General features: G+C 71.6%; 22 protein-coding genes and 1 tRNA gene. 7 read left to right on the forward strand and 16 right to left on the reverse strand.

The window, feature by feature from the left end; translation table 11 throughout:
- Positions 1–7: 7 nt before the first annotated feature.
- The gene (locus KALB_RS37435) at positions 8–601 is read left to right on the forward strand and encodes a serine/threonine kinase C-terminal domain-containing protein (RefSeq protein WP_025360806.1); all 594 of its coding nucleotides are present in this window, start codon (positions 8–10) and stop codon (positions 599–601) included.
- 160 nt (positions 602–761) lie between these two features.
- Here KALB_RS37435 and prmC read toward each other — a convergent pair whose 3' ends face one another.
- The 5 genes from prmC to rpmE form a co-directional block, all read right to left on the reverse strand.
- Positions 762–1,643 (reverse strand): peptide chain release factor N(5)-glutamine methyltransferase, encoded by an 882-nt coding sequence (prmC, locus tag KALB_RS37440; protein ID WP_025360807.1) that lies wholly within the window; start codon positions 1,641–1,643, stop codon positions 762–764.
- On the reverse strand, positions 1,636–2,721 hold the full coding sequence (gene prfA / locus KALB_RS37445) for a peptide chain release factor 1 (RefSeq protein ID WP_236650105.1): 1,086 nt from the start codon (positions 2,719–2,721) through the stop codon (positions 1,636–1,638). Before prfA ends, prmC begins: the two co-directional genes overlap by 8 nt.
- Positions 2,722–2,734: 13 nt before the next feature.
- On the reverse strand, positions 2,735–3,373 hold the full coding sequence (locus KALB_RS37450) for a response regulator transcription factor (RefSeq protein WP_025360809.1): 639 nt from the start codon (positions 3,371–3,373) through the stop codon (positions 2,735–2,737).
- Positions 3,370–4,710 carry a sensor histidine kinase gene (locus tag KALB_RS44605; protein ID WP_148309806.1) on the reverse strand — a complete coding sequence of 447 codons (1,341 nt, stop codon included), beginning with the start codon at positions 4,708–4,710 and terminating at the stop codon, positions 3,370–3,372. Before KALB_RS44605 ends, KALB_RS37450 begins: the two co-directional genes overlap by 4 nt.
- A 416-nt stretch (positions 4,711–5,126) precedes the next feature.
- On the reverse strand, positions 5,127–5,339 hold the full coding sequence (gene rpmE, locus KALB_RS37460) for a 50S ribosomal protein L31 (RefSeq protein WP_025360811.1): 213 nt from the start codon (positions 5,337–5,339) through the stop codon (positions 5,127–5,129).
- A 237-nt stretch (positions 5,340–5,576) separates the two neighbouring features.
- On the opposite strand from rpmE, the gene KALB_RS37465 reads away from it, so the two are divergent.
- Positions 5,577–5,996: a hypothetical protein gene (locus KALB_RS37465; RefSeq protein WP_148309807.1), complete on the forward strand. Its 420-nt coding sequence runs from the start codon at positions 5,577–5,579 to the stop codon at positions 5,994–5,996.
- Positions 5,997–6,117: 121 nt separating this feature from the next.
- The gene (locus tag KALB_RS37470) at positions 6,118–6,612 is read left to right on the forward strand and encodes a hypothetical protein (protein ID WP_025360813.1); all 495 of its coding nucleotides are present in this window, start codon (positions 6,118–6,120) and stop codon (positions 6,610–6,612) included.
- Between the two features lie 126 nt (positions 6,613–6,738).
- Here KALB_RS37470 and rho read toward each other — a convergent pair whose 3' ends face one another.
- The 6 genes from rho to argS form a co-directional block, all read right to left on the reverse strand.
- Entirely contained in the window at positions 6,739–8,775 is a 2,037-nt protein-coding gene (rho, locus tag KALB_RS37475; RefSeq protein WP_025360814.1) for a transcription termination factor Rho, read from the reverse strand.
- 360 nt (positions 8,776–9,135) lie between these two features.
- Positions 9,136–10,023, reverse strand: a complete 888-nt coding sequence (gene thrB / locus KALB_RS37480; RefSeq protein WP_025360815.1) for a homoserine kinase — start codon at positions 10,021–10,023, stop codon at positions 9,136–9,138.
- On the reverse strand, positions 10,020–11,090 hold the full coding sequence (gene thrC / locus KALB_RS37485) for a threonine synthase (protein ID WP_030110710.1): 1,071 nt from the start codon (positions 11,088–11,090) through the stop codon (positions 10,020–10,022). The genes thrB and thrC overlap by 4 nt, the downstream gene beginning before the upstream one ends.
- On the reverse strand, positions 11,087–12,388 hold the full coding sequence (locus KALB_RS37490) for a homoserine dehydrogenase (protein ID WP_025360817.1): 1,302 nt from the start codon (positions 12,386–12,388) through the stop codon (positions 11,087–11,089). Before KALB_RS37490 ends, thrC begins: the two co-directional genes overlap by 4 nt.
- A complete protein-coding gene (gene lysA, locus KALB_RS37495; protein WP_025360818.1) occupies positions 12,385–13,815 on the reverse strand; it encodes a diaminopimelate decarboxylase in 1,431 nt (476 codons plus the stop codon). Before lysA ends, KALB_RS37490 begins: the two co-directional genes overlap by 4 nt.
- A gap of 4 nt (positions 13,816–13,819) precedes the next feature.
- The gene (argS, locus tag KALB_RS37500; RefSeq protein ID WP_025360819.1) at positions 13,820–15,487 is read right to left on the reverse strand and encodes an arginine--tRNA ligase; all 1,668 of its coding nucleotides are present in this window, start codon (positions 15,485–15,487) and stop codon (positions 13,820–13,822) included.
- Between the two features lie 159 nt (positions 15,488–15,646).
- On the opposite strand from argS, the gene KALB_RS37505 reads away from it, so the two are divergent.
- Both KALB_RS37505 and KALB_RS37510 read left to right on the forward strand, forming a co-directional pair.
- A complete protein-coding gene (locus KALB_RS37505; RefSeq protein ID WP_025360820.1) occupies positions 15,647–16,489 on the forward strand; it encodes a thioredoxin-like domain-containing protein in 843 nt (280 codons plus the stop codon).
- Positions 16,490–16,492: 3 nt separating this feature from the next.
- Positions 16,493–17,209 (forward strand): DUF305 domain-containing protein, encoded by a 717-nt coding sequence (locus KALB_RS37510; protein ID WP_025360821.1) that lies wholly within the window; start codon positions 16,493–16,495, stop codon positions 17,207–17,209.
- Positions 17,210–17,582: 373 nt separating this feature from the next.
- On the opposite strand, the gene KALB_RS37515 is transcribed toward KALB_RS37510, so the two are convergent.
- Both KALB_RS37515 and KALB_RS37520 read right to left on the reverse strand, forming a co-directional pair.
- A complete protein-coding gene (locus tag KALB_RS37515; RefSeq protein ID WP_025360822.1) occupies positions 17,583–18,773 on the reverse strand; it encodes an ROK family transcriptional regulator in 1,191 nt (396 codons plus the stop codon).
- A gap of 108 nt (positions 18,774–18,881) precedes the next feature.
- Positions 18,882–19,187 carry a hypothetical protein gene (locus KALB_RS37520; protein ID WP_025360823.1) on the reverse strand — a complete coding sequence of 102 codons (306 nt, stop codon included), beginning with the start codon at positions 19,185–19,187 and terminating at the stop codon, positions 18,882–18,884.
- A gap of 117 nt (positions 19,188–19,304) precedes the next feature.
- Here KALB_RS37520 and KALB_RS37525 point away from each other — a divergent pair, with 117 nt between their 5' ends.
- Complete coding sequence (locus KALB_RS37525; RefSeq protein WP_025360824.1) at positions 19,305–20,723, forward strand: APC family permease; 1,419 nt, start codon at positions 19,305–19,307, stop codon at positions 20,721–20,723.
- Here KALB_RS37525 and KALB_RS37530 read toward each other — a convergent pair.
- The 3 genes from KALB_RS37530 to KALB_RS37540 all read right to left on the reverse strand — a co-directional run bounded on the left by KALB_RS37530 (position 20,698) and on the right by KALB_RS37540 (position 23,065).
- A complete protein-coding gene (locus tag KALB_RS37530) occupies positions 20,698–21,117 on the reverse strand; it encodes an SsgA family sporulation/cell division regulator (protein WP_025360825.1) in 420 nt (139 codons plus the stop codon). The two genes, KALB_RS37525 and KALB_RS37530, sit on opposite strands and share 26 nt — an antisense overlap.
- 107 nt (positions 21,118–21,224) lie before the next feature.
- Positions 21,225–22,148: a cation diffusion facilitator family transporter gene (locus KALB_RS37535; RefSeq protein ID WP_025360826.1), complete on the reverse strand. Its 924-nt coding sequence runs from the start codon at positions 22,146–22,148 to the stop codon at positions 21,225–21,227.
- 104 nt (positions 22,149–22,252) lie between these two features.
- The gene (locus KALB_RS37540) at positions 22,253–23,065 is read right to left on the reverse strand and encodes an alpha/beta fold hydrolase (RefSeq protein ID WP_025360827.1); all 813 of its coding nucleotides are present in this window, start codon (positions 23,063–23,065) and stop codon (positions 22,253–22,255) included.
- Positions 23,066–23,133: 68 nt separating this feature from the next.
- Here KALB_RS37540 and KALB_RS37545 point away from each other — a divergent pair.
- A tRNA-Arg gene (locus KALB_RS37545) sits at positions 23,134–23,208 on the forward strand.
- Positions 23,209–23,323 lie beyond the last annotated feature (115 nt).

Consider the following 23,323-nt stretch of genomic DNA (forward strand, 5'->3'; position numbering starts at 1 on the left):
GTGGACAGTGCCGAACGACCGAGGACCGCTACCGCTGGCGCTGATCATGGCGGGCGGGTACCTCGTGGCGGCCGCGTTGGTCGGCGGCACGCTGCTCCTGGCGCACGGTTCGACCCTGGTCGCGGGCACCGCGGAGCCGGTGGCCACCCCCACCGGTGCTGGTCCGCCCGCGGGCTACCAGCGCGTGGACGGCCCCAGCGGGCTGCACACGGTGATCCCCGAGGGCTGGCGGATCAGCACGATCCGCAACGGGTTCCAGGCCGACGACCCGGCCGGTGGCGGGGCCGGCGGGCGGTTCGTGCGCTACCAGGGCGTTGCCGCCGACGGGGACCTGTACGCCTGGCTCACCGGCTACGAGCAGCAGTCCTGGACCAACCAGCCCGCGTACAAGCGGATCCTGTTGGCACGCCAGGACTTCACGGGCAAGTCAGCGGTGCGCTGGGAGTTCACGTACACATTGGACGGTCAGCCCCGGCACGTGGAGATCCTGTACTGGCAGGGCAGCGGGGTCCAGTACGACGTGTACGCCTCCGCACCGGCCAGCGAGTGGACCAGGACCAAGCCGATCTTCGACGCCATGCTGTCCGGCACCACCTCCTGACCGGGACTCGCACGCCGGTGGCCGGGACTCGCGCACCGGTGGGCGGGACTCGCGTGCAGCAGAGCGGGACTCGCGCCAACCACCGGCGTGTCGCGCGCAAACCACCGGCGAGTCCCGCTCTGGGGGCGGCGAGTCCCGCCCGGACGACGACGAGTCCCGCTCAGCCGAGCACCAACCGGGCGGTGGCGAAGCGCGGGCGGCCTGCCAGGTCCTCGTGGTCGGCGACCTCACCGAGCACTCTGCGGGCGGCCAGCAACTCCGGCACGGCCCGCGCATGGGTGTCGTCGTGCTCGATGGCCACGGCGCCGCCCTGTCGCAGCAGGCGGGCCGCACACGTGACCACGTGCCGGATCACGTCGAGCCCGTCGGCCCCGCCGAACACGGCCTGCGCGGGGTCGTGTTCGGCGACCTCGGGCGGTACCGGCGTTCCCGTTGGCACGTAAGGCGGATTGCACAGCACGAGCTGCACCGAACCGTCCAGTTCGGACAGTAGGCCCGGGTCGGTGACGTCACCGGCGTGCAACCGGATCGGCCGGTCCCCCGCACCGGCACGGGTGTCGGCGTTGCGCCGGGCCCAGGCCAGCGCCTGCGGGTCCTTCTCCACGGCGTGCACCACGGCGTCCGGACGTGCGTTGGCCACGGCGAGGGCCAGCGCCCCCGAGCCGGTGCACAGGTCAACGACCACCGGCCGCTCGACGCCCTGGAGCTGGCGCAAACCCCACTCCAGCAAAAGTTCCGTCTCCGGGCGCGGGATGAACACGCCGGGGCCCACGTGCAGGCTCAGCGCGCCCATCGGGGCCCAGCCGATCAGGTGCTGCAACGGCACCCGCTTGGCCCGCTGGTGCACCAGCTTGCCGATGCCGTCGACCACCTGCGGGTCGACCAGCGGCACCAGCGGGAGCTTCATCCGGTCCACGCCGATCACGTGCGCGGCGATCAGCTCGGCGTCGATGCGGGCGCTGTCGATGCCCGCTCCGGCCAGGATGCGCTCCGCGTCCATGATCGCCAGGCGGAGCGGGCGGCGGTGCCGGACGTCAGCCATTGCCCGCCGCCGCGAGCCGCTCGGCCCGGTCCGCGGTGGCCAGCGCGTCCAGCAGCGCGTCCAGGTCGCCCTGCAACACCTGGTCCAGGTTGTGCGCCTTGTAGTTCACCCGGTGGTCGGAGATCCGGTTCTCCGGGAAGTTGTAGGTGCGGATCCGCTCGGAGCGGTCCACCGTGCGCACCTGGCTGCGCCGCGTTGCCGAGGCCTCGGACTGGGCCTTCTCCTCGGCCAGCGCCTGCAACCGGGACTTGAGCACCTCCATGGCGCGGGCCCGGTTCTGCAACTGCGAGCGCTCGTTCTGGCAGGACACCACGATGCCGGTGGGCAGGTGCGTGATGCGCACCGCGGAGTCGGTGGTGTTGACGCTCTGCCCGCCCTTGCCCGAGGAGCGGAACACGTCCACCCGCAGGTCGTTCTCGTCGATCTCGATCTCGACGTCCTCGACCTCGGGATAGACCAGCACCCCGGCGGCCGAGGTGTGGATGCGGCCCTGGGTCTCGGTCACCGGCACCCGCTGCACACGGTGTACCCCGGCCTCGAACTTCAGCCGGGCCCACACCCCGTCCACCTCGGCCCCGCCCTTGGTCTTGATCGCGATCGTGGCGTCCTTGTAGCCGCCCAGGTCGGAGTCGGTGGCGTCGAGCACCTCCGCCTTCCAGCCGTGCCGTTCCGCGTAGCGCAGGTACATGCGCACCAGGTCGCCCGCGAACAGCGCGGACTCCTCGCCACCCTCCCCCGACTTGACCTCCATCACCACGTCGGAGCCGTCGTTGGGGTCGCGCGGCAGCAACAGCTCGGTGAGCCGCTCCTCCAGCTCGGGCAGCCGGGCCGCCAGGGACTCGGCCTCGGCGGCGAAGGCCGCGTCCTCGGCCGCCAGCTCCTGGGCCGCGGTGATGTCGTTGCGGGTCTGCTCCAGCTCGCGGATGGCCTTGGCGACCGGGGTCAGCTCGGCGTAGCGCCTGCCGAGCTTGCGTGCGGCGGCCTGGTCGGCGTGCACGGCCGGGTCGGCAAGCCGCTGCTCCAGCTCGACGTGTTCGGCGAGCAACGCCTCAAGGGCCTCTGGCACGGGTGTGGTCACCCGAACAGTTTGCCTAATGAGCTCCAACTCGACCCGATCGGGCCAGCGCCACGGCCTCCAGCTGGGACCGGACCTCCAGCTTCGACAGGATCGACCGGATCTGGGCGCGCACCGTGGCCACCGACACCACGAACTCCTGGGCGATGCGCGCGGCACGGTGCCCGGCGACCAACTGGTCCAGCACCTGGCGCTCCCGCCCGCTGAGCCGGCCCAGCAGCTCGGTGACGGCGCTGGCGCCCTGGTGCACCCGCAGCAGCTCCGCCCGTTCGGCCGCGGACAGCACGGTGCGACCCGCCGCGGCGGCCTGCACCGCGTCGACCAGCACCGGGAAGGGCGCCGACTTGCACACCCAGCCCACCGCCCCGTTGACCACGGCGGCGGCGATCGCGGCGCGGTCCTCGGTACCGGTCACGATCAGCACCCGCCAGCCCAGCGTGCGCAGCGGGCCCACCAGCTCGGCCCCGCACAGGCCGTTGCCCAGGTCCAGGTCGACCAGCGCCAGGCCGGTCTGCTCGCGGCGGGCCGAGCTCAGGACCTCCGCCGCCGAGCCCACCGGGCAGCGGATCGCGTCGAAGCCCTGGCTGCGCAGGGCGAGGGCCAGCGAGGTGGCCACCACGGCGTGGTCGTCGACGATCAGGATCGGCCCGGTCACGCGGGCACCTGCACGCTGGCGTGGCAGCCCGCCTCGGTGGGCAGCAGCTCCAGCGAGCCACCGGCGTCGGCGACCAGCTGCGAACTCACGTACAGGCCGAGACCACTGCCGCCGCGCGAGGAGTCGTGCACCCCTCTGGTCAACGCACGTCGCCGCAGTTCGGGCGGCAGGCCGGGGCCGTCGTCCTGCACGTCGATGCGCACCCTGCCGTCGGCGGCACGGGCGTTGACCCGCACGCTGGCGCCCGGCGCGTGCCGCTCGCAGTTGGCCAGCAGGTTGGTCACCACCTGGGCCAGCGCGGAGGCGGGCATGGCGGCACGCAGGTCGGGCTGCACGTCCAGGGACACGTCCAGGCCCGAGGAGCGGCGCATGGCCACCAGCCGGCTCAGCACCGGCTCGACGGCGCAGGAGGGCAGGTCCACCTTGCGGTCCAGCAGGCCGCGCAGCCGGGTGATCTCCTCGCGCAGGGCCTCGGTGAGCAGCTCGCGCTCCTGCTGGCCGGTGTGCGGCAGCACGTGGGTCATGCCGTCCAGACCGGCCAGCACGTTCTGCATCTCGTGGTCGCGTTCCGCGGCGCGCTCGACGGCCGCCTGCATGACCTGGCGCAGCTTCACCGACAGGGCCATGAACATCAGCAGCGAGCCCAGCACCCTGGTGGACCCGGCCAGGACCAGGTCCCCGCCAGAGATCCGGATGACCTGGGAGGCGGCGATCACGGCCACGCCGATACCGATCCGGTACAGCTCCGGCGCGCGCCGGGAGAGGCCGAGCGCGAGGTAGTGCACGGCCAGCAGGAACCAGCCGACCAGCACAACGACGGACGGGACCAGCGAACTGGTCAGCACGTCCAGTGCCGGGATGGAGGTGATCACCGCCGCCAGGCTCAGCGTCACGAGCGAGCCCAGCAGGGCGGCCCGCCAGCCGGCGGTCCAGCGCGGCTGGCCCGGCCCTGCGGCGAAGCCCATCAGCACCAGGAACACCGCGCAGCCGAGCAGTCTGACCAGCTGGGTGAACTGGGCGGCCGGGCCGGTGCCGAAGGCGACCACCGTCGCGGGCATGACCAGCAGGCCGTAGATGCCGATGGCCGCGGCGATCCCGTTGATCGCACGGCTGGCGTCCATCCTGGCGACCAGGTAGGCCAGCAGGACGGCGCCCGCGGTGATCGCGGCGGCGCCCAGCGTGAGCAGCGACTGGACCTGGAAGACGGGCACGATCTGCCGAATCGGGTTCAAGTTCAGTACGACGGTCACCAGCACGGCGACCAACACGATGATCCTGGAACCGGACAGCGCCCGGCTCCGTCGCGCGATCTGCGCGTGCACCTCAGGACATGCCATGGTCAGCCCCCTGCCGAAGCGTCCCGTTGCCAGTCCACGGCGACCGCGGGAGAACGGCTCGCCTGATGGACGATTCAACTATCGGAGGGGTCCGCGCGGGCGTTAGCGCCCGAAGGGCTGGATTCGATTACCCAAAATTGACGATGAGCGACCCCCGGTCGGCCGGGCAGTCTTGGTCCCAGCAAGAACCCCCACGGGGATCGGGAGAGCCCCCGCTGGGTGAACACCGTGTCGGCGCTGATAGCCCCCAGTCGACGTCGGCACGGCTTCTCTCCTCGCTCGCGGCACTCCCCGCGACCGAGGGCCCCGGTCCGCCGCGACCCCCAGGCGCCGGACCGGGGCACACACACGAAGGCTCCCCCACAGCGGCGGCTGTGGGGGAGCCTTCGTGCTTGCTGCGCCCTAGCGGGCCCGGCTCACTTCTGGCGCTTGCCGTAGCGCGCCTCGAAGCGGGCCACGCGGCCGCCGGTGTCCAGGATCTTCTGCTTGCCCGTGTAGAACGGGTGGCAGTTGGAGCAGACCTCGACGTGGATGGCGCCGGAGGTCTTGGTGCTGTGCGTGGTGAAGGTGTTCCCGCAGCCGCAGGTCACCGAGGTCTCCACGTACGTGGGGTGGATACCGCTCTTCAACGTCTTGTCCTCTCAGTGGTGGCCGCCGGGTCCCCGCCGTGCTGTCGTGCGCGGGGTGAACCGGAGCCGGACTCGACCGGTAATTCTGCCAGATCGACTGGCTCTGGCTGCAACGCCCCAGGTCACCCGGTTGTTCCCGGCGACCGCTCGTCGCGCTACCGCCCCCGCCCACCGCAGGTCACTGCCGCCCGCCGACCCCGGCTACCGACCGTGGTGGTGACGCGCGACACTGGTCGGGTGCTGCCTGGAACAGGACTGTGCGAGCCGGGGCGCGCGCTGCCGCTGCCCCTGTGGTTCGCCGTTCCCGTGCTGTTCGTGGCCTCCGTGGCCGGGCTGACCGGCACCGCCTCCCTCGCGCTCGGCATCGCCGGCGGCCAGCTCCCGATGTCCACCGAGGTGTTCGGCGCGGCGGCCGCCGTCACCCTGGTGCTGTCGGGCGGGGTGCGCTCCTGGCGCAAGCCGGTCCGCCGGGTGCTGAGCTGGCTCTACCCCCTCGCGGTGCTGGCCCTGGGCATCGGCCTGTCCTGGCTGGCCGTGCCCACCGGGCTGGCCGTGGCGGTGGGCCTGCCCGCGACCGCCGCCGCCGTGGCGCTGTGCGTCTGGGCCCGGGGCCCACGCCCCGAGGAAAGCCGGGACCGGCTACCAACTTTGGTCTGATCGTGCGGCGTGACTCACACCATCGGCTTCCGATCCAGGAAAGACCCGGTGCGCGGTAGCCGAACGCGCACTTAGCGTGCTCACCGGTTGGTCAGTAATTCACCCATTGAGGAGACCGCCCGTGAACACCTTCCTGACGAGGGCCGCCAAGCTCGCCGCGGTGGCCACCCTGTCCGTCACCGCACTCGCCGTCGTTCCGCTCAGCGCCTCGGCGGCCCCTGCGGCGGAAGCATCCGTCCTGTCCCCCGCCAGCGCCGCTGACGGGACCCCAGCCGGAGCCGTCGCCTGGTACCAGAGCCACCTCGGCAGCACCGGGTGGGAGCACTACTGCGAGAAGGCCGCCGAGAACTCCTACGGCACCACCGGGGTCTGGGCCTCGGCCAACGCGCACTGGAACGGCGCTCCCCAGCACCCGGGCAACTACAGCCCGCCGCTGGGTGCCTTCGTGTACTGGAACATCAGCGCCTACGGCCACGTGGGCATCTCCGACGGGGCGGGCGGCTTCTACGCCACCTCGGTCAACGGGGCCATCGGCCACGTCACCAAGTCGCAGGGCGGCCTGAACTACTTCAGCAACTACCGGGGCTGGACCCCGGCGGCGCGCCCCAGCACCTGATCCGGGGGAGGAAACAGCGGTGCCCCGGCCTGGTGGAGGCCGGGGCACCGCTGTGTGGTCCTGTCATGAAGGTGCCGTTCGAGACATCTGATGTCTCGAACGGCACCTTCATGACACTCGGGCCACTCAGTCCTCGTTGCCGTTGCTGCCCGGCGTGGTCTTCGCCACCTGCATCAGGAACTCGATGTTGGTGCGGGACTTGCGCAGCCGGTCCAGCAGCAGGTCGATCGCCTGCTGGCTGTCCAGGGCGTGCAGCACGCGGCGCAGCTTGTGCATGACCGCAAGCTCGTCCGGCGGCAGCAGCAGCTCTTCCTTGCGGGTACCGGAGGGGTCGACGTCCACGGCGGGGAAGACCCGCTTGTCGGCGATCCTGCGGTCCAGCTTGAGCTCGGCGTTACCGGTGCCCTTGAACTCCTCGAAGATCACGGTGTCCATGGTGGAACCGGTCTCCACCAGCGCGGTCGCGAAGATGGTGAGCGAGCCGCCACCCTCGATGTTGCGCGCGGCGCCGAGGAAGCGCTTGGGCGGGTACAGCGCGGTGGAGTCCACACCACCGGACAGGATGCGGCCCGAGGCCGGGGCGGCCAGGTTGTAGGCGCGGCCCAGTCGGGTGATCGAGTCCAGCAGCACGACCACGTCGTGACCCATCTCGACCAGGCGCTTGGCCCGTTCGATGGACAGCTCGGCCACGGAGGTGTGGTCGCCCGGCGGGCGGTCGAAGGTGGAGGCGATGACCTCGCCGTGCACCGACCGCTGCATGTCGGTGACCTCTTCGGGCCGCTCGTCCACGAGCACGACCATCAGGTGGCACTCGGGGTTGTTGGTGGTGATCGCGTTGGCGATCGCCTGCAACACCGAGGTCTTACCGGCCTTGGGCGGGGACACGATCAGCGCGCGCTGCCCCTTGCCCACCGGCATGACCAGGTCGATCACGCGGGTGGTCAGGATGTGCGACTCGGTCTCCAGGCGCAGCCGCTCGTTCGGGTAGAGCGGGGTGAGCTTGGTGAACTCGGGGCGGCCCTTGACCTTGTCCGGCTCCATGCCGTTGATCGAGTCCACCCGCACCAGGGGGTTGAACTTCTGCCGCTGCTGCTCGCCCTCGCGCGGCTGGCGCACCACACCGGTGATGTTGTCGCCGCGGCGCAGGCCGAACTTGCGCACCAGGGAGAGCGACACGTAGACGTCGTTCGGCCCGGCCAGGTAGCCGGAGGTGCGCACGAAGGCGTAGTTCTCCAGCACGTCCAGGATGCCGGCCACGGGCAGCAGCACGTCGTCCTCGCGGACCTCGGTGTCGCCACCGCCCTGCCCGCGCTCGGGACGCTCGGAGCCCCGGTTGCGGCGGCGGTCGCGGAACCGGCGACCGCGACGGCCGGTGCCGTCCTCGTCCTCGTCGTGCTGGTCGTTCTGGCGGTCGTTGCGGTTGCCGCCCTGCTGGCGGTCGCCGCGGTCGCGCTGGCGGTCACCGCGGTCGCCGCGGTTGCCCCGCTCACCGCGGTCCCCGCGCTCGCCACGCTCCTGGCGGGACTCGCCGCCCTGCTGGCGCTGCTCGCCCTGCTGGCGCTCGTTCTGCCGCGGCTCACCCTGCTGGCGGTCACCCTGCTGGCGCTGCTCGCCCTGCTCAGCGCCCTCCGGGCTGCCCGCGGGACGGCTGGCGGCGCGACGGCGGCGGTTGCCCCGGCGGCCACCCTCCTCCTCGGTGGCCGGGCGCTCGGCGGCGGGCGCGCTGGCCTCGGCGGCGGGCGCGGGCTCGGCGGCCTTCTCCACGACGGGGGCGGGCGCGGCCTCGGCCTGCACGGCGGGCTTGGGGGCGGTCTTCTCGGCGGCGGTGCGGCGCGCGGGCTTGCTCGCGGTCTGCACACCGGCCAGCGGCAACTCGGCGGTCTCCCCGCGGCCGGAGGAGGAGCCCTGACGCTCCTTGATGGCGGCGATCAGGTCTCCCTTGCGCATGCCCGCGGTGCCGCCGATCTTCAGCTCGCCAGCGAGTTCGCGCAGCTCGGCGAGCACCATGCCGGACAGACCGGCACGGCGACGCGGCGCGGTGCCGTTCGACTGGGTGGTCAGCGGGGTCTCCTTGGATTCGGTACGAGGCGCAGGAGCGGAGTCCTGCTGGGAACCCTGCGCGGCGGGCACCGCGTCACTGCCCAAGAGCTCGGTGTTGCTCACACATGTCCTTCCTGACCGGCCCGCGCCTCCTACGCGAACCAGCGGGTGCCGTCCGACGGGACGCGGAACGGCACTGGTCGTCCGGTGAGAGCGGAGGCGCCGAAACACCAGCGGCGAGTCCGCGGACACGGGACTTGTCGGTCACCACAGCGGCCGGGTCCTGCTCGAACTCGACTCCGCACGAACAGTGCGAGGTACGGCTCTCGACAGGAGATGCGACCCGGGACGAGCGCCCGAGCACGACACCGGCGCCCGTGCGCCCGGTGACTGATCTGCCCTGAGGGTAGACGCAGCACGCGTACCTCGCAACAACCTGGACCGGCGTGGCGCACGGGCCGTCCCCGCAGGTGTCCGGCGAGATCAGCCGATCGGCGCAACCCGTACGCCGTCCAGGTCGATTTTGAGGGATTTCACCAGGAAGCCCTCCGCGTCCAGCCCCGTCGGGAGCGGCTGGTCGTCCCGGGTCAGGGCCAGCACGGTCGGTCCCGCGCCGGACACCACGGCGGCGACACCAGCCGAACGGAGCTGCCGGACCACTCGGATGGTGCAGGGCCACGCGGGCTCCCGGTAGTCCTGGTGCAGCCGGTCCTCGGTGGCGGCCAGCAGCAGGTCAGGGCGGGTGGTGAGGGCCTGCACGGCCAGCGCGGTGCGGCCCGCGGCGAAGGCCGCGTCGGCGTGCGGCACCTGCGCGGGCAGCAGCCCCCTGGTGGTCTTGGTGGAGGACTCCTGGCTGGGCACGAACACCGTGGCGTGCAGCCCCGCGTGCGGGTCCAACCGCAGTGCCCGGTACCGGTCGGCCTGCTCACCCTCGCTCCACGCCAGGACCAGCCCGCCGAGGAGGCTGGCCGCCGCGTTGTCAGCGTGTCCCTCGAACTCGGCGGCCAGTTGCAGCGCCTGCTCGTCCAGTTCGCGCCCGGCCAGGGCGTAGCCCGCGGCAACCCCGGCCACCACGGCGGCGGCCGAGGAGCCGAGCCCGCGCGAGTGCGGGATCGCGTTGGTGCAACGCAGGAGCAGACCTGGCACGGTGTGGTCCAGTGCCCGCAGTGCCGCCCGCAGCGCGCGCACCAACAGGTGCTGCTCGTCACAGGGCACCTGCCCGGCGCCCTCACCGCTGACCTCCACGGCCAGCCCGCTCGGGGCGGTGTGCACCTCGACCTCGTCGTACAGGCCCAGTGCCATGCCCAGCGCGTCGAACCCGGAGCCCAGGTTGGCCGTGGAAGCGGGCACCACGACCCGGAAGGCCCTCACCCCAACTCCAGCGCGCTGGCCACCGCGCCCGGGTCCACCGGCAGCACGGACACTTCGGGCAGACCGCGCAGCGCGGTGTCCGGGTCCTTCAGGCCGTGCCCGGTCACCGTGCAGACCACCAGCGAGCCCCTGGACAGCCTGCCGTCGGCCGAGGTCAGCAGCAGGCCCGCGACGCTGGCAGCCGAGGCGGGCTCGACGAACACGCCCTCGCGGGAGGCCAGCAGCTTGTAGGCGGCGAGGATCTGCTCGTCGCTGACGGCCTCGAACAGGCCCTCGGACTGCTCGCGGGCCGCCACCGCCCCACCCCAGGAGGCCGGGCTGCCGATCCGGATGGCGGTGGCGATCGTCTCCGGGGCGGGCACCGGCTCGCCGCGCACCAGCGGGGCGGCGCCCGCCGCCTGGATGCCGAACATCCTGGGCAGCGCGGGGATCACCCCGTCGGCCGCGTACTCCTGGTAGCCCTTCCAGTACGCGGTGATGTTGCCCGCGTTGCCCACCGGCAGCACGTGCACGTCCGGTGCCCTGCCGAGCACGTCGCACACCTCGAAGGCGGCGGTCTTCTGGCCCTCGATGCGGATCGGGTTCACCGAGTTCACCAGCGTGATCGGGTACTCGGCCGAGGTCTTGCGGGCCAGTTCGAGGCAGTCGTCGAAGTTGCCGTCCACCTGGAGGATCCGGCAACCGTGTGCCACCGCCTGGGCCATCTTGCCCAGCGCGATCTTGCCGGTGGGCACCAGCACGGCACAGGTCAGCCCGGCGCGCGCGGCGTAGGCGGCGGCCGAGGCCGAGGTGTTGCCGGTGGAGGCGCAGATCACCGCCCTGGACCCGTTGGCGAGCGCCAGGGTCATCGCGGTGGTCATGCCGCGGTCCTTGAAGGAACCGGTCGGGTTGGCGCCCTCCACCTTGAGCAGCACCCGGCAGCCGGTCAGCTCGGACAGGTGCCGGGCCTCGACCAGCGGGGTGCCGCCCTCGTGCAGGGTGACCACCTCGACGCCCTCGGGCAGCGGGATGCGGTCCCGGTAGGCGTTGATGATCCCGGGCCAGCCGGGCCTCACCGCAGTGATCATGACTCCTCGCCCTCCACACGCATCACGCTGACGACCTCGCGGACCACGGGCAGCCCGGCGATCTTGTCCACAGTGGACCGCAGCGCGGCGTCGGTGGCCGCGTGCGTGATCACGACCAGGCTGGCGTCGGTGGGACGGCCCTCCTGGCGCACCGCGGCGATGCTCACCTCGTGCTCGGCGAACACGGCCGCCACCTGCGAGAGCACCCCGGCGCGGTCGGCCACGTCCAGGCTGATGTGGTACCGGGTGCTGGCCTGCCCCATCGGCCGCACGGGCAGTTCGGCGTAGGCCGACTCGCGCGGTCCACGCCCGCCAGCGACCTTGTTGCGCGCCACCGCCACCAGGTCGCCGAGCACGGCGCTGGCGGTCGGCGCTCCCCCGGCGCCCTGGCCATAGAACATGAGCTGACCGGCCGCGTCGGCCTCCACGAACACCGCGTTGAACGCCCCGCCCACCGAGGCGAGCGGGTGGCCGTCCGGGATCATCGCCGGGTGCACGCGCACGGACACGGCCTCGGCCCCGTCCTGCCCGGTGACCCGCTCGCAGATGGCCAGCAGCTTCACCGTCCGGTTCAGCACGGTGGCCGCGGCGATGTCGGCGGCGGTGACCGAGGCGATGCCCTCGCGGTGCACGTCGGAGGCGGTGACCCGGGTGTGGAAGGCCAGCGAGGCGAGGATCGCCGCCTTGGAGGCCGCGTCGAACCCGTCCACGTCGGCGGTCGGGTCGGCCTCGGCGTACCCGAGGCGGCTGGCCTCCTCCAGGGTCTCCCCGTAGCCGGAGCCGGTGGCCGACATCGCCGACAGGATGTAGTTGGTGGTGCCGTTGACGATGCCCATCACGCGGGTGATCCGGTCACCGGCCAGCGACTCGCGCAGCGGGCGCAGCAGCGGGATCGCCCCGGCCACGGCGGCCTCGAAGTAGATGTCGGCGCCGGAGGCGTCGGCCGCCGCGTACAGCTCGGGGCCGTGCTCGGCCAACAGCGCCTTGTTCGCGGTGACCACGGACTTGCCCGCCCGCAGCGCGGACAGCAGCAGGCCGCGCGCGGGCTCGATGCCGCCGATCACCTCGACCACGACGTCCACATCGGACTCGACCAGGGCCGCGGAGTCGGTGGTCAGCAGCTCCTGCGGGGCGTCGCGGTGCTTGTTGGGCCTGCGCACCGCGATGCCGGTCAGCTCGACCGGGGCGCCGATGCGCGCGGCGAGGTCGTGCCGCTGCTCGCGCAGCAGCCGGGCGACCTCGGTACCGACGGTCCCGCAGCCCAGCATCGCGACCTTGATCGGTTTTCCCGTCGTCACAGTGAAGCCTCCAGCCGGAACAGGTCGTCCTCGGTCTCCCGGCGCAGCATCAGCCGCGCCCGGCCGTCCTTGACCGCGACCACCGCGGGCCGCGGCAGCCGGTTGTAGCCGTTGGCCATGGCGTAGCAGTAGGCCCCGGTCGCGGCCACCGCGAGCAGGTCGCCCGGTGCGAGGTCGGCGGGCAGCCAGCAGTCGCGCACCACGACGTCACCGGACTCGCAGTGCTTGCCGACCACCCGGCTCAGCGCGGCACCGGTCTCCGGCTCCACCGTGCGCGAGACGAGGCGGCAGTCGTAGACCGCGTCGTACAGCGCGGTGCGGATGTTGTCGCTCATGCCGCCGTCCACGCTGACGTAGCGCCGCTGGGCGCCACCGCCGAGCACGACCTCCTTGGTGGTGCCCACCTCGTAGAGCGTGACGGTGCCCGGCCCCGCGATGGCCCGCCCCGGCTCCACCGCGATGCGCGGCACCGGCAGGTTGGCCGCCGCGCACTCCCTGCGCACGATCTCGCGCAGCTGCTCGGCAAGGCGCGCTGGCGGCGGCGGGTCGTCGTCGGGGGTGTAGGCGATGCCAAGTCCGCCACCGAGGTCCACAGTGGACAGATCGGCCAGCGAGTCGGCCCCGTGCTCGGCGTGCAGCTCGGCGAGCAGGCCGACCACGCGGTGCGCGGCGATCTCGAACCCGTCCGCGTCGTAGATCTGCGAGCCGATGTGGCTGTGCAGGCCGACCAGGCGCAGCCCCTCGGACTTGAGCACCCGGCGGGCCGCCTCGGCCGCGTCCCCACCGGCCAGGGAGAAGCCGAACTTCTGGTCCTCGTGCGCCGTGGCGATGAACTCGTGGGTGTGCGCCTCCACGCCCACGGTGACCCGGATCAGCACCGGCTGGCGCACCCCGTGCTCCCGCGCGACCTGGTCCAGCCGGGCGATCTCCAGGTAGGAGTCCACCACGACCGCGCCGACCCGGGCCCGCACGGCCGCGGTCAGCTCGGCCACCGACTTGTTGTTGCCGTGCAAGGCGATCCGCTCCACGGGGAAGCCCGCGCGCAGGGCGATGGCCAGCTCGCCACCGCTGCACACGTCGATGCCCAGCCCCTCCTCGGCCACCCAGCGCGCGACGTCCAGCGACAGGAAGGCCTTGGACGCGTAGTGCACGGCGCCCGCCTCACCGAAGGCGGCGGCGTGCTCGGCGCAGCGGGAGCGGAAGTCGTCCTCGTCCACCACGAACAGCGGGGTGCCGTACTGCTCGGCCAGCTCGCGGACGTCCACCCCGCCCAGTTCCACCACCCCGTCGGCGCGGCGGGCCGCGTTGCGCGGCCACACCCCGGGGTGCAGCTGGGCGAGGTCGTCCGAAGTGGACGGCCGGGCGCCCGCGGTGTTCGCGGGCACCAGCACGTCGGCGTGCCGGGGTCCTGCGGGGTGTGCGCGCATGTGCCTACATCCGTTCCGGGGCGCTCACGCCCAGCAGCTCAAGACCGTTGACCAGGACCTGCCGCACGGCGCGGTAGAGGTGCAGCTGCGGGACGGCCCGCTGCGAGACCTCGGCGTCGCCCTTGGGCAGGACCTTGCCTTCCTTGTCGTCGTAGTACTTGTGGAAGGAGCCCGCCAGCTCCTCCAGGTAGCGCGCGACGCGGTGCGGCTCGCGCAGCTCAGCGGCGGTGGCCAGCACGGCCGGGTAGTCGCCCAGGGTGCGGATCAGCGCGCCCTCGCGCTCGGTGGTCAGCAGCGCGAAGTCGGCGTCGGCCGCCTCGCCCAGCTCGATGCCCAGCGCCTGCGCGTTCTTCAGCACCCCGCTGACGCGGGCGTGCGCGTACTGCACGTAGAAGACCGGGTTCTCGTTGGTGTGCTTGCGAAGCAGGTCCAGGTCGATGTCCACCGAGGAGTCCACCGAGTACCGGATCAGCGAGTAGCGGGCCGCGTCCACGCCCACCGCGTCGACCAGGTCCTCCAGGGTGATCACGGTGCCCGCGCGCTTGCTCATCCGCACCGGCTTGCCGTCGGACACCAGGTTCACCAACTGTCCGATGAGGACTTCCACGCTGTCCGGCTCGTAGCCGAAGGCCGCCGCGGCCGCCTTGAGCCGCGCGATGTAGCCGTGGTGGTCCGCGCCGAGCATGTAGATGCACAGGTCCGCGCCGCGGGCCCGCTTGTCCTGGTAGTAGGCGATGTCCCCAGCGATGTAGGCCGTGCTGCCGTCGCTCTTGATGACCACCCGGTCCTTGTCGTCGCCGAACTCGGTGGACCGCAGCCACCAGGCGCCCTCGGACTCGTAGAGCCGTCCGGTCTCCTTCAGCGTCTCCACGGCCTTGGTCACCGCGCCGGAGCGGTGCAACGAGTCCTCGTGGAAGTAGACGTCGAACTCGGTGCCGAAGTCCTTCAGGCTCTGCTTGATCTCGTCGAACATCAGGTTGACGCCGATCGAGCGGAAGGTCTCGTGCCGCTCCTGCTCGGGCAGGGACAGCGCGCTGGGCTCACGGCGCAGCACCTCGGCGGCGATGTCGGTGATGTAGCCGCCCGCGTAGCCGTCCTCGGGGGCGGGCTCGCCCTTGGCCGCGGCGATCAACGAGCGCACGAACCGGTCGATCTGCGCCCCGGCGTCGTTGAAGTAGTACTCACGAACGACGGTGGCGCCCTGTGCGGCCAGCACCCGGCCCAGCGCGTCGCCCACCGCGGCCCAGCGGGTGCCGCCCAGGTGGATCGGCCCGGTCGGGTTGGCCGAGACGAACTCCAGGTTGATCGTGGTGCCCGCGTACTTGTCGGCGCGGCCGTACTCCCGGCCCGCGGCCAGCACCGTGCCCACGATCGCGCCCTGCGCGTCGGCGGCCAGCCGCAGGTTGAGGAAGCCCGGACCGGCCACGTCCACCCCGGCCACCGAGGGGTCCGCGGCCAGCGCCTCGGCCAGCCACCCGGCCAGTTCGCGTGGGGAGACCGAGAGCCGTTTGCCGATCTGCAGGGCCAGGTTCGTGGCGTAGTCGCCGTGCTCGGGGTTGCGCGGGCGCTCGACTGTCACCGCCGCGGGCAGCACACCGGTGTCCAGCCCTCGGGAGGACAGGACTTCGACGGCGGTGGAACGGACGAGTTCGGCGAGCACAGCGGGAGTCACCCGCAGCATTTTAGGCAAGCGTATCCGCAGCTAGCGAACGGGTAAGGGGTGTACCACAGGGTGGAACGCGGCTGGTCTGAGCCAACTCTGAAACTGGGTGGCTACGCTGGCGGCCGACTGGGGTTCCGGGTGTGTTCCACGACACGAATCAGGGGCGAGATGGCTGGCGGCAGGAAGACGACCAAGGGCGGCAAGTCCGCCAGATCCGCGCAGGCCGCGCTGGTCGCGGGCAAGGGCAAGCCCTGGGGCACGATCATCGCCGTGGTGGTGCTGGTGGTCCTGGCCGCGGGCGTGTTCGGCTACACCTACGTGCAGCTCAACGCCAAGCACGAGCAGGAGGCGGCGTTGGCCCAGTGGACGCCCTCCGACACGAACAAGGACCCGTCCGACAAGATCACCGGTGTGGTGAAGAAGGACTACCCCTCCGGACTGCACGTGCAGCCGACCCAGCGGGTGGCCTACGACCAGGCCCCGCCCTTCGGCGGACCGCACGACGGGTTCTGGGCCGACTGCATGGGCATCGTGTACCCGAAGGCGGTGCGCAGCGAGAACATGGTGCACGCGCTGGAGCACGGCTCGGTGTGGATCGCCTACAACCCCGACGAGGTCAGCGGGTCCCAGCTCGACGTGCTCAAGCAGAAGGTCAACGGCAAGCAGTTCCTGATGCTCTCGCCCTACCCCGGCCTGGACCACCCGGTGTCGGTACAGTCCTGGGGTCACCAGCTCAAGGTCGACGACGTCAACGATCCGCGCATCGACGAGTTCGTGAAGTCCTTGCTGCGCAACCAGTACACCTACCCCGAGGTGGGGGCCAGCTGCGACGCGCTTGGCCCCGGCCAGTTCGACCCGGCCAACCCGCCGGCCTTCGACCCGAGCAAGCCGGGCCCGGACGCGGTGCCCATGTCGGGCCAGGGCGCCACGAACAACGGCGACCAGCGGCAGCCCAGCGGTGCCATGACCACTCCCCCGGTCGTGACCTCGACCACGAAACCGAACGGCTGACAGGTGCAGATCACCGAGGACGAGACCGAGGAACTGGCCCCGCCCGTAGGCCCCGGCACGCGCGTGCTGGTGATGACCGCCGCCGCGGTGGCGATCCTGCTGCTCGGTGCCGCCGTGGGACTGCTGGTCCGGCTGCCGGGCGCGGACACCACCAACAACCCGGGATCCGGTTCGGTGGAGGTCGGCTTCGCCCAGGACATGTCGGTGCACCACCTGCAGGCGGTGACCCTGGCGAACTGGGCCCGCGAGCACACGGCCGATCCGGCGATCCGGCAGCTGGCCTTCGACATCCAGTCCACCCAGCTGGAGCAGGTCGGGCGGATGAAGGGCTGGCTGATGTTGTGGGGCCAGCCCGAGCAGCCGCCCACCGGCAAGTACATGGCGTGGATGGCGGGGCCGGACTCGCACGGCATGGCGGGCATGACGATGGCCTCGGCCATGCCCAGCGGCGGGGTGGACCACATGCCCGGCTACGCCAGCGCCGAGGAGATCAGCAAGCTCCAGTCCCTGTCCGGTGCCGCGCTGGACTCGTACTTCCTGCAACTGATGCTGCGCCACCACGAGGGCGGCGCGCCGATGGCCCAGTTCGCGGCCGACCACTCCGGGGTGCCCGCGGTGCGGGTGCTCGCGCAGAACATCCTCGCCTCGCAGGCGGCCGAGGTGAAGACGCTCAAGGAGCTGATGACCGCTCGCGGCGTCGAGGCCCTGCCCGGCAACTGAGCTGGCTCCGCCCCCCCCTCCGGCGCGAGTCCCGCTCACCTGCACGCGAACCCCGCTCTCCGGCACGCGAACCCCGCTCTCCGGCACGCGAGTCCCGCTCTGGGGCCGACGAGTCCCGCTGTCGCTCACCTGGCACGGCGGGACTCGCCAACGGCTGGGCGGGACTCGGCTGCGGGAGAGCGGGACTCGCGGGTTCTGGGGTGGAACGCACATGTGGGGCAGGCGGTGACGGCGCGGCACCTGCCCCACATGGCGGAGGGAACCAGACCCCCGTCCTGTTCCCTCAACTCCCCTTGCGACCCTTCCTCCGAAGGAGGTGTCGTTACGCTATGCCACCAGACCGGGACTTGCCTTCCGCCAAACGAGTGAACAGTCAGTCGGTTACCAGAAGTTCGCTGCGCTGCGTCACCGCCTGGCCGCCACGCCGGTCGAACACGATCTCCTGAGCAGCCCTCAGCGCCGTGGCGATCGCCCCGGTCAGCACGGCGTCCTCCCCCAGCTCACCAGGCACGATGCGCGGGAACAGCGGCCCGATCCGGCGCAGGGCCTGCTCCATCGGACCGGTCAGCAGCTCGGTGTTCGCGCCGATGCCGCCGCCGAGCACCACCAGCTCGGGATCGATCACCGCGGACACCGAGGCCACCAGGAAGGCCAGCCGCCTCGCCTCCTGCTCCACCACCCCGAGCGCCCCGGCATCACCCGCACGGGCCAGCGCGAACACCTCGCGGGCCGAGCGTGCCCCGGTCAGCCCGCGCTCACGGGCCAGCGCCACCACGGAGTTGGCCGCCGCGGCCTCCTCCAGCAGGCCGGGCGCGGACGGGGTCCAGCCGCCCTCGTCCTCACCGGTCCAGCCGTAGGGCAGGTAGCCGACCTCGCCCGCCGCCCCGTGCGCGCCGCGGAACAGCTTGCCGTCCAGCACGATGCCCATGCCGATACCGGTACCGACGTTGACGCACACGAACACGTCCACCCCGCGTGCCGCGCCCCGGTCCCGCTCGCCCACCGCGCTCAGGTTCGCGTCGTTCTCCACCAACAGGCTCGGCCCCAGCACCTCCTCCAGCTCGTCCAGCAGCCCCCGGCGCCCCCAGCCCGGCAGGTTCGGCGCGTAGTGCAGGATCCGGCTGCTGCGGTCCGGTACACCCGGACTGCCCACGACGGTAGCCACCAGGTCTGACAACCCGAGTCCTGCCTGCTCAGCGGTGCGGCTGGCCAACTCGTGCACGGTGCGCACCAGCGCGCTGGCCGAGCGGCAGCGGTTGGGCTCGTCCACCCTGGCCACCACGGTGCCCGCCAGGTCGGCCACGGCCAGCCGGATGCGCGCGCGACCGATGTCCACGCCCAGCACGTGCCCGGCGGCGGGATCCGCCTCGTAGAGCACCGCGGAGCGGCCGGGGCCCGCCGAGGTGCGCCCGATCGGCCGGACCAGCCCGTCCTGTTCCAGGTCCAGCAGCGCCTGGCCGACGGTGGGCTTGGACAGGCCGGTGTCCTTGGCCAGCCCCGGCCGGGTGGCGGCCCCACCGCTGCGCAACCGGTCCAGCACGATCCGCTGGTTCAGCTCCCGCATGCTCGCGGGCGTGCCAACCTGTGGAGCCTTCAAGCCGCCTGCCTCCGTCACAGTGGGCGCGCAGCCCTTCGAATCCACCATCGTAGGAGGCGGTGCCCCGGAAGGCGGTCAATGCCGGTGATCGGCGAGGCCGCGCCGCAACTGGCCGAAGGAGGCGAACAGCTCGGTGACGGGCAGCGGGAAGCCCTCCGGCCGTCCGGACCAGCTCAGCACCACCAGGCCCCAGCGGACCTGGCGGCCCCGCGCCACGGTGAACACCGCGGTGGTGCAGTCGGGGCAGCGGGCGACCGCGCCCACGCGGTGCCCGTGCAGCGGGTGTCCGGCCGCCAGTTCGGCGGCCAGCTCGGACTCCAGGTCGCCGCGCAGCTCCTCGGGCAACACCAACCACGGTTCCGGCAACAGCCCCCGACCCACCGGCCCAGGATGCCGCAAGATCAGGTCACGAGTTCGCGGGCGTTGCTCCTCGGCGTGTTCCCCTCACGCCGCCTTTATGTTAAGAACCTTTCCTAATTACGGCAGGGAGGGGTTGGCATGGCCGGGAACGCGGCACCACCACAGGTCGCCGGTCTGGAACGCAGCATCGGTCCGTTGCAGGCGACCGCCATCAACATGACCCAGATGTGCGGGGTGGGGCCCTTCCTGACCATCCCGACGATGGTGGCCACGATGGGCGGCCCGCAGGCGGTGTTCGGCTGGATCATCGGCGCGATCATCGTGCTGGCCGACGGCCTGGTCTGGGCCGAACTCGGCGCGGCCATGCCCGGGGCCGGCGGCACCTACGTGTACCTGCGCGAGGCGTTCCAGTACCGCACGGGCAGGCTCATGCCGTTCCTGTTCGTGTGGACGGCCATGCTGTTCATCCCGCTGATCATGTCCACCGGCGTGATCGGCCTGGTGCAGTACCTGGGCTACCTGTGGCCCGCCGTGGTGGACGCCGACGGGCACGCCAACACCCTGGGCCACGTCATCGGCATCGCGGTCACCGGGCTGGTCGTGCTGTTGCTGTACCGCAAGATCAGCGGGGTCACCAAGCTGACCACCACGTTCTTCGTGGTGATGCTGGTCGCCACGCTCGCGGTGATCGCGGCGGCCTACTCGCACTTCCAGCCCTCGCTGGCCTTCGACTACCCGGCGGACAGCTTCGCGCTGGGCGGGCCGTTCTTCACCGGGCTGGGCGCCGGCCTGATCATCGCGGTGTACGACTACCTGGGCTACAGCACCAGCGCCTACCTGGGCGCCGAGGTGCGCGAGCCGGGGCGCACGCTGCCCCGCTCCATCGTGCTGTCGATCATCGGCATCATGGCGCTGTACCTGTTGCTGCAACTGGGCGTGCTGGGCGTGGTGCCGTGGCAGGAGGTGGCCAAGTCGAGTTCGGTCGCGTCACTGGTGGTGGAGAACACCTGGGGCGGTACCGCGGCGACCGTCGTCACCGTGCTGATCATCGTGACGGCCTTCGCCTCGGTGTTCGCCGGGCTGCTGGGCGGTTCGCGCGTGCCCTACGAGGCCGCGCGGGACAAGCTGTTCCTGCCGGTGTTCGGCAGGCTGCACGCGCGGCTGCACTTCCCGCACGTGGCGCTGCTGGCGCTCGGGGTGGTCACCGCGATCGGCTCGCTGTTCGACCTCAGCACGGTGATCAACATGCTCACGGCGGTGATCGTGATCGTGCAGTCGGTGGCGCAGATCGCGGCCCTGGTGGTGCTGCGCAGGCGGCAGCCGGGTCTGACCCGTCCCTACAAGATGTGGCTGTACCCGGTGCCCGCGGTGATCGCCCTGCTCGGCTGGGCCTTCCTGTACTACAGCGCGGGTCAGCTGGCGATCCTGATGTCGCTGGGCTGGCTGGTCGTCGGCATCGCGGCCTTCCTCGGTTGGGCCCGCGCCGAACGGATCTGGCCCTTCGGCCCCAAGGAGATCAGCGAGCGGTTCCTCACGACATCGAGGTCAGCCGGCTGAGCTCGGCGTCGATGTCCACCCACAGGTTCTCGTTGCCCGGCATGACGACCTCGTAGGTCTCGTCCAGGAAGTCCGCCAGCGCCTCGGCGGGGGCCTCGAACAGGGCCTGGCCCGAGGGCGAGCGCAGCTCGATCACGACCATCTCCACGTCGCTGACCGACGGCCTGATCCGGATGTCGCCATCACCGGCGTCGCCGATCAGGCCGTCCGCCAGCAGGTCGCGGGAGAAGGCCCACTCCACGCAGTCGTCGCGGCCCGGCCGGAACGAGGCGACCACGGCGTACGGGTCGGTGGTGTCGTAACTCATCTCGACCTCCAGCGGGACCAGGAAGTCGTGCGCCGCCAGGAAGCCGAACTCGACCTTGGCGGTGATCACCTTGCGCTCGTTGCCCATCCTCATCATCCCCTAGCTCTCTCACGCTTCATCCCGTGACAGAGGTGGGACGCAGCAACCCGTGGATACCCACGCGGTTTTGCCAGAAGACACCCGAACGGGTGTGTTCACCAACTCAGCTCACGGCACCTGGGGGTCGCCCCACCGGGCTCCACCTGCAGTGTTGCATGCTCCAGGTGGTAGGTGTCCGCCAACAATTTCTGCGCCTGGAGCAGCACGTTCCCCGGTTCGGCCCCGTCCTTCACGGCCAGGTGCGCCGAGGCCACTTCCATGCCCGATGTGAGGGTCCACACATGCACGTCGTGGACCTCCGAAACCCCGTCCACCGCGGTCAGGTCCACCCGCAGCTGCTCGACGTCCACCCGCTCCGGTGCGTGCTGGAAGAGGATGCGCAGCGCACGCCTGGCCAGGCCCCAGGTGCGGGGCAGCACGAACAGGCCGATCGCCACCGCGATGATCGGGTCGGCGTAGCGCCAGCCGGTGAGCAGCGTGATCAGACCGCTGAGCAGGACTCCGCAGGAGCCGATCAGGTCGGAGAGCACCTCCAGGTAGGCGCCCCGGATGTTCAGGCTCTCCTTCGCGCCGGTGCGCAGCATCAGGAAGGCCACCGAGTTGGTCACCAGTCCGACCACCGCGGTCAGCACCACCGGCAGGCCGGGCACCTCCGGCGGGTTGGCGAAGCGGGCCACCGCCTCGTAGATCACGTAGGCCGCGACCGCGAACAGCAGCACCGCGTTGGCCAGCGCGGCCAGCACCTCGGCGCGGTACATGCCGAAGGTCTGCGCCTTGTCCCTGGTGGCCCGCCGCGCCAGCAGGACGGCGGCCAGCGCCATGCCCACGCCGAGCACGTCGGTGAACATGTGCGCCGCGTCGGAGATCAGCGCCAGCGAGGCCGTGGTCAGGCCCACCACCAGTTCGACGACCAGGAAGGTCGCGCCCAGTCCCAGCGAGATCCACAGCTTGCCGATGTAGCGCCCCGAGGCACTGGCCGCCTGGTCGGCAGGCAGGCCGTGCCCGTGTCCGTGCCCCATCGTGATGTCCCCTTCACTCGCCGCACCCTCGAGCAACATATAGTGATATGCGCATGAGTACAACCTAGGCAAGGGTCACCTTAGGAGACTGGACCGGTTCCGGGCTAGGCGGCGTGATTCACGCGCTGGGTGAATTCCGTGATCCAGGAGGCCACCAGCTCCGGATGCGTGCGCACCACCCAGTGCCCCACCGGCACCGTCCTGCGCGTCAGCCGCTCGCACCACCGCTCGGCGCTGGCCACCAGCTGCGGCGTCACGTACGGATCCCGCGTCGGCACGATCTGCAACACCGGCACCGCCGTCGGGCGCGCAGGCCAGCGCCGCCCCACGTTCGCCCGGTACAACTCCAGGCCGTTGCGCAGATCCCGCTCACCCGCCCCCAGCCGCCCGCGCAGCCACGCGCTGCGGAACACCAGCTCCGGGACCCTCGGCAACTTGAAGAACCCGATGTACCAGGAGTGCAGCACCTGGTTGACCGCCGCCACGCTCGGCCTGCGCAGCCAGTGCCCCGCATGCCCCAGATCCGGCCCCGAGATCGTCGTGAACGAGGCGATGCGGTCCGCGAAGGCCGGGTCCGTCACCGCGTGCCACGCCTGCGTCGACCCCCAGTCGTGGCCCACCAGGTGCACCGGCGCCGTCGGGCTCGTCGCCTCCAACACCGCCCCGAGATCCGCCACCAACCGGTCCAAGTGATACCCGTCACGCCCGTCCGGTGCCTGCGAGGCCCCCGCCCCGCGCACGTCGTAACGCACCACGTGACCGCTACCCCGCAGCCGCGCCGCCACCCCGTCCCACACCGACATGTCGTCCGGAAACCCGTGCACCAGCAGGAAAGTCGGCCTCGCCGGATCCCCCTCCTCCCGCACCGCCAGCCGCACGCCGCCCGCCCACACCGACCGCTCCCGCACCGCGTCCATGGCGCTTCACGGTAGGCGGTGCGAAGACCCCCGGCGAGTGCGCTAAGCTTCTCCCCGTTGAGCAACGGGCCCCCGTAGCTCAGGGGATAGAGCACCGCCCTCCGGAGGCGGGTGCGCAGGTTCGAATCCTGCCGGGGGCACCACACCGCGAAGGCTCTTGATCTCAATGGTCAAGAGCCTTCGCCGTTCATAGGACAAGTCCTGCCTGCACAGACGCCGGGTGCGTGGACTCGTTGTGACGCCTTACCGAGCAGGACG

This window comes from Kutzneria viridogrisea DSM 43870, assembly GCF_000525635.1.
Classification (GTDB): domain Bacteria; phylum Actinomycetota; class Actinomycetes; order Mycobacteriales; family Pseudonocardiaceae; genus Kutzneria; species Kutzneria viridogrisea.